Source organism: Microcoleus sp. PH2017_08_TRC_O_A, assembly GCF_020738665.1.
GTDB lineage: Bacteria > Cyanobacteriota > Cyanobacteriia > Cyanobacteriales > Microcoleaceae > Microcoleus.
In genome coordinates this window covers 1-5,783 of record NZ_JAEQCE010000119.1, presented here as the reverse complement: position 1 = coordinate 5,783, position 5,783 = coordinate 1, and the positions used below count along the sequence as shown (strand labels likewise).

General features: G+C 50.9%; 3 protein-coding genes. 2 read left to right on the top strand and 1 reads right to left on the bottom strand.

The genetic code is table 11. From position 1 onward, the window contains the following. Nucleotides 1-218: 218 nt before the first annotated feature. Complete coding sequence (locus tag JGK22_RS29710) at nt 219-3,800, bottom strand: hypothetical protein (protein WP_293226716.1); 3,582 nt, start codon at nt 3,798-3,800, stop codon at nt 219-221. Nucleotides 3,801-4,172: 372 nt separating this feature from the next. On the opposite strand from JGK22_RS29710, the gene JGK22_RS29705 reads away from it, so the two are divergent. Continuing rightward, nucleotides 4,173-4,397 (top strand): hypothetical protein, encoded by a 225-nt coding sequence (locus tag JGK22_RS29705; protein ID WP_293185876.1) that lies wholly within the window; start codon nt 4,173-4,175, stop codon nt 4,395-4,397. A gap of 299 nt (nt 4,398-4,696) precedes the next feature. Beyond that, the gene (locus JGK22_RS29700; RefSeq protein WP_293198667.1) at nt 4,697-5,695 is read left to right on the top strand and encodes a transposase; all 999 of its coding nucleotides are present in this window, start codon (nt 4,697-4,699) and stop codon (nt 5,693-5,695) included. Nucleotides 5,696-5,783 lie beyond the last annotated feature (88 nt).

Below are 5,783 nucleotides of genomic sequence, written 5' to 3'. Positions count from 1 at the left end.
GTTTCTGAAATCTGCCGTGGGGGCTAGAAACCGGGTTTCTACGAGATTTTACGACGAGTCACGAGAAATCTTCGTAGAAACCCGGTTTCTGAAATCTGCGTGCGTCTAGGAGTATTTTCCCCGCTATCTCCATCGAACATAACAGACAATCTAGATACCCACTAGCTTACTAACTTCTCCCCCTCTCCCCCTCTCCCAATCTCCCCCTCTCCCCCTCTCTACTTCTTCACAGGCCAGGGAATCATCGGATCTTGAGCCAAGCGCTTGGAAACTGCAACAGCACCATAACGGTTGAGGTGGCTTGGGTCAGAAAAAGATTCCCGTGCTTGGGGCAACAATAAACTATTATCTCGGAAAATTAGTCCGGTTTGAGCTGCTAATTGTTGCATATATTGCCGGAATTCTTGTTCGTAACCTGTCCGCACCGGATCTAAATAATCGGCAGTCAGAGGCATATTGACAAACACGAGATTGATGTTGCGAACTTTGGTAAATTCGATCATGTTTTTGAGCGCTACAGTTTGTTCCCCTGTCAATTTAAAATCTTGATAGTCGGTGTCGTAATATCCAGATACTTTGGCGTGTTTCTGAAAGTAAGTATCGGGATTGAAGCGGATGTCGATCGGCAAAAAGCCGTTTGGTTGAAACTCGCTGGGTGCTTTACCCGCAGCAGTTAGCTGGGCGTTTTCAGTGGTTTGTTTATCGTCGTCGGCTGCGGTTTGGGGGCTTTCGGTGACAACAGGGGCTGCTGGATTCGCGATCGATCGCAAAAACCCTTTCAGCCGATCGCGCTTTTTGTAAGTTGCAGAACTATCCACCAACTTTTGACTCAGAAATTGTTGAACATTCGCTTGACTTTGTTCCAAATTGTGCACCAATTCACCAGCAGTCGCGATCGGATTTTTGGCAGTTTCCTTAGATGTTGGGGATTCTAATGGATTGGTGCGGATCAGAAAACTACCCCGAGCCAATTGTCTGTAACCTTCGGAAGAGGCGATCGCACTAAAAGTCAAATCCGGCCGCCCGCTGTTGAGAGCCCTCGCCCCGTCCGCCAAAACCAGTAATTTCGGCAATTGTTGCGGTGGCAAAATCCGGCGGACGATCGAATCTACCACTTGCAGAGTAGCTCCGTTCACCCCAAAATTGTAAGCCTTCAGCCCCGGATAGCCTCCAGCAGCCAAAGCCGTTTCCAACACCGCCGGGTCGATACCCCGCAGCGCCCTAGAACTCCCGACAATTAAAATATCCGGCGGTTTTTTGTGCTGGCGGATGTACTCTTGGTAGCGCGCAATCTGCTCGTCAAGCTGCTCGCTCCTCAAAGTCGGAAACACCGGAGCAGCCGAAACATCAGCTACAGGAACGCTAGTATTTCCCGGTTTCGTAAACCCAGAACCGTTGAAAGCCTTTTCTTCACTCGCGGACGGCGATGCTTGTAAAGGAATTTGAGGCAAATTCACTTCTTGAGACTCGGGAATCGGGACTGAAGAGCCAGAGGGAGAGGGAGAATCCGGATTCGTGAGAGAGGCTTGAACGTCGCTCTGAGGCTTGGGGGATGAATTTTGACAATTTGGGCCGTTGCAAACTTCGGAGGCTCTAGGAGCTTGACTAACCGTCGCAGATTTAAGAAATAGACCCAGCAACCAATCGGTATTGAAGGTGATCAGACAGCCGGCGATCGCCCAAATCAAAGCCATTCCCGCCGCGCGATCGGCTCTCACGCCTCCCGGCGCAGCAGCATTCATCGACAAAGCGTCGTTGGGAACAAACAAACCCGAAGCAACAAGCGGCTGCACCACAGCTTGAACCAACTGCTCGCCCAACTGGTAACCGGGGAGTCTAATTTTGAAGCGCGGCCGCGAGGAGTCCGGTGCGGGAGCATCGAACACCAAATTATCGCCCAGAGCAGAAAAACTCCCATCTGCCACCGACGGCGCAAACTCCGGCACCGCTTCCTTAGACAAGACAGCCTGTTGCGAGGGAGCCGATGCGGTTGTTGGTGCTAATTCCCCGTCAACCGCCATTTTGAGATCGATACCGTAGCGCCACAGGGGCATTTTCTGACCGGCGCGGCGCCCGTAGACTCGCACAAGAGCCACTCCCGGAATTTGTAACTGCCGCAAGAATTTAGCCACCGGCGGGCCTACCTTCGACTGAGCAGGGCAACTCAGAGCTTCAGTCATGACGTGCAGCACGTTGGCTTTGTGCAGCGCCACAGCCCGAATCCCTCCGGTTTCCAGCTTGCGGTTGAGATTGGGATTGAGAAACCTGTTGAGCAAGAAAGTCAAGGCTAATTGGTCGCCCTCGGCTGCCAATATCCTCGGGTTTGGAGCTAAGTCGGGGTGGTGGGCTGCTGGTAAGTCTATCCAGTCAATCCACACCGGCGACTCCGGCTCGGTTGTGCTGTCGCTGGCCGGTTCTACGCCGTAGAGGGTAGCTGCGCGGATGCCTTGGGGCGCGAAGGATGCTAACAAAGGGGCGATCGCATCGGTGGTTTGCTGTTTGTCAGGGTATTCTTGTCGTTTGGGTTTTTGTCCTTTTGTGACTGTTTTGCTGCAAAACAGGTGCAGAGTTGCTTCTTTGAGGGTGGCTCGCACTTCGACTGTTGATGTCGCCAAGTGTTGGTTGAGCAGTTTGGCGATCGACTGTACGTCTCCCCAGCGGGCCCATTCCTTGAGGATTGTGTCCGGTGGCGTCAAATCGACTCGCAGCACCCAGTCCGGCTTCGATTCGCCTGCAACTTGGCTGCCGATCGCAGCTTCCCGGAAGTCCTCTAGTTGCAGTTTCCGCAGCCTAGCGGCGATCGGTTCTGCGAGCAAGGAGGGTTCGGGGCTGTAAGCTGACTCGCACAGCACTAACAGCCGCCGTTCCTTGGACTTGAGAAGTTCTGGCGCATTGGGGTGCTGGGTTTCCCGGCTGCTTTTGGCTTCTTTTTCGCGAATGCTAACTTTCACCGAAACACCCATCGGCCCGAGGATTTCGCTGAGATAGCTGGCGATCGCATCTGGATAGCCCCGGCGCGCCAAAGTTTCCGCTGAAACGGTCAAAGTGCCGCCGCCATCACTGTCACCGGAGCCTGTTTCGGGGGATTGAATCAAAGCCACCGCGCCGCGACTTGCCTGCTGCTGCGTGGATGTTTGCGGTGCTGGCGCAGAAACGGGGGGACTGAAAGCTTCCCGAGTTGCCGAAGTGTCGATCGTCACTGGGGAAGTTTCAAAAACTTCTGGATATTCAATCCGGGAGGCCGTGGGGAAACTTTCGGTATCAAAATCCATTTCTTCCCGCACCTGAGCCATTGGTACTGGAGTTTCTACCGCTTCTGGTTTCAGTTTGAGGTTGCGGTTTTCATTTTTGAATTTGCCGAAGAATCCGCCGCCTTTACGACTTGTTGGCGGTTCGCCCTCGGGGGGACTCGCTGGTGGTGGCACTTCGGAAACTTTTGGTTCCGGTTCCGGTTCCGGTTCCCGTCGCTGTGGCTGTCGCTGTCGCTGTTTGCCGCTGCAATCGAGCCGGACAGTCCAGTCGTTTTGTCGGGAACCGAGTTTGCGGCCGCACAGAAACAATTGGTAGATTTTAGTTCGATCGGGCAGGAGTCGCGTTAAATCAGTTTGTTCGATCGCGCTTTTAAATCTCGCCGTCACCAATTCCTGAGACGGACACAATTGCGCTTCGCACAAAATATGCAGGTGATTTCCGCGCAAACGCGCTTGTACCTGCACCTCGGGCAGTCCCAAAGCTTTTTGCGCCCACTGCGATGCGGGCGATCGATTGTCTGCCAATATACTCCCGTTCGCATTCAACATGGGACTTTAAATTTCGTCAAGGCTGGTTTTGTTTTCTACAGATAGCACAGTTTACAGGTTTTACACACCATTATTTTATTTACCGAGCCGAACCTTTGCATCCGGTTTAACTGTTGCTCGGCTTACTGGCGAGCTGTGTATCCCCTCGGCTGCGCTCCGTTGGGCAATACTGTTTTGACCAATACCTCGAATGTATTTTCGCACAATTAGACCCAGTTAAGCGAAGTCAGAATTCAGGAGTAAAGATAATTATTTCCCCTGTTTAGCAACCGCCCCCAAAGATTAGGACGTTCTTAATTGCTGAAACCCTTGCTATTCTTCCTCCTTCCTTCTGCTGTAAACTGGGGATACTGAATAACACAGGAGGGATCTATGCCGTCGGAAAACCAAGACTTGCCCAAAACTCAAACCCCCAACAATCCTAAATTGCCAATTCCCTCAGATATTTTATTGAGCTTAGCCGCCTTACCCATGCTGGGCGGGTTGCTGGCTGCCAAAGCTGCTGCTGAGTTTGTGAGTTCGATCGGCATTGAAAGCGAAGAAGTCTTTCGGGGTTCGCGCCTCCCGGTACTCAACTTTCCCCAGTCACAGGAGTAGCAATCTCAAGGCCAGTTCAACGCTAAATTTTTTGACCAAAAAGCTTGACAGCCGGTAGAATCCGTGCTGTTACAATTTGTCATTGCTTCCAGCTTCTCCATCAGTTCCTTCGCACCGCAAGATTAGTTTCAATATAATCGCGGGAATCCCCGCCCTCAATTGACGCGATTTCCGCAGCCCAAGGGCTAAGGATGAGCGTCAATAGGGCGGGGAGGGATAGCGGCTAAAAATGGGGGTTTGATGCCCGCAGTTTTAGCAATCTCATGGTACAGTAGCTCCATAATCTTCACTGATTGAAAATGTCTCAAGTCCTGACGGTTAGTTGTAAACTCGAAGTGTTGCAACATCAGGTTGAAAAACTTGATGCGGTGCTTCGTGCTTTTGCGAACTGCTGTGAGTACGTGAACAAAAACACTGACCGAAAGCTGACCAATCAGATAGCCGTGCAATCCTTAATTTACAAGGAAGCACGGGAATACTCTGGTCTATCGGCTCAGATGACTATCCATGCCATTCGTAGGGTTTGCGCCAATCGCAAGACTGCCAAACAAAAAGATAGACCTGTGAAAGGGTTTGCAGCTACCAGTGCCACTTATGACGCTCGGACTTTCACTTTTAGGGAGAAAGACTGGACAGCTAGTTTGACGATGCTCAAGCAAAGAGAGAAATTCCCTTTGCACATTGGCAACTATCAGCGTCATTTGTTAACAGGAAGAAATCCTAAGTCGGCAGTGTTGGTAAAGCGCAAAGATAACACTTATTACCTGCAAATTCAGCTTGAATCTGAGCCACCAAACCCTGAGAAAACTGATAGGGTTTTGGGTGTTGATTTGGGCAGAACCGATATAGCCGTTACCTCTGAATCCGAGAAGTTTAGTGGAACGGCGATAACCGAAATTCGTGACAGATATAGCCGTGTCAGGGCTTCGTTGCAGAAAAAAGCGTCCAAAGGCACAAGAAGTAGTCGGCGTAGATGTCGGCAGCTTCTGCAACGGTTGAGTGGACGAGAACGAAGATTTCAGGCACAGGTTAACCATACCGTTAGCTACCGACTCATTCAGCACGCCAAAAAACAAGCGCAAACTATTGCGTTGGAGGATTTGACGGGTATCAGAGAACGCACCAACCAACAGCCACGTTCTAAAACAGAGAGACGCAGAAGCAACAGTTGGGCGTTTTTTCAGCTTCGCCAATTCCTTTGTTATAAGGCAGTAAAGTTTGGCGTAAATCTGGTATTTGTTGACCCAAGGTACACATCCCAAACCTGCCACAAATGCCTGCATATTCACCGCTCGTAAAAACCTGGACAAAGCTACCCAAAAGTAGTCAATGTTAGACATCTACGTTGGTAATTTTAGTCCACAGTCCTAAAACTACAGGAATAAA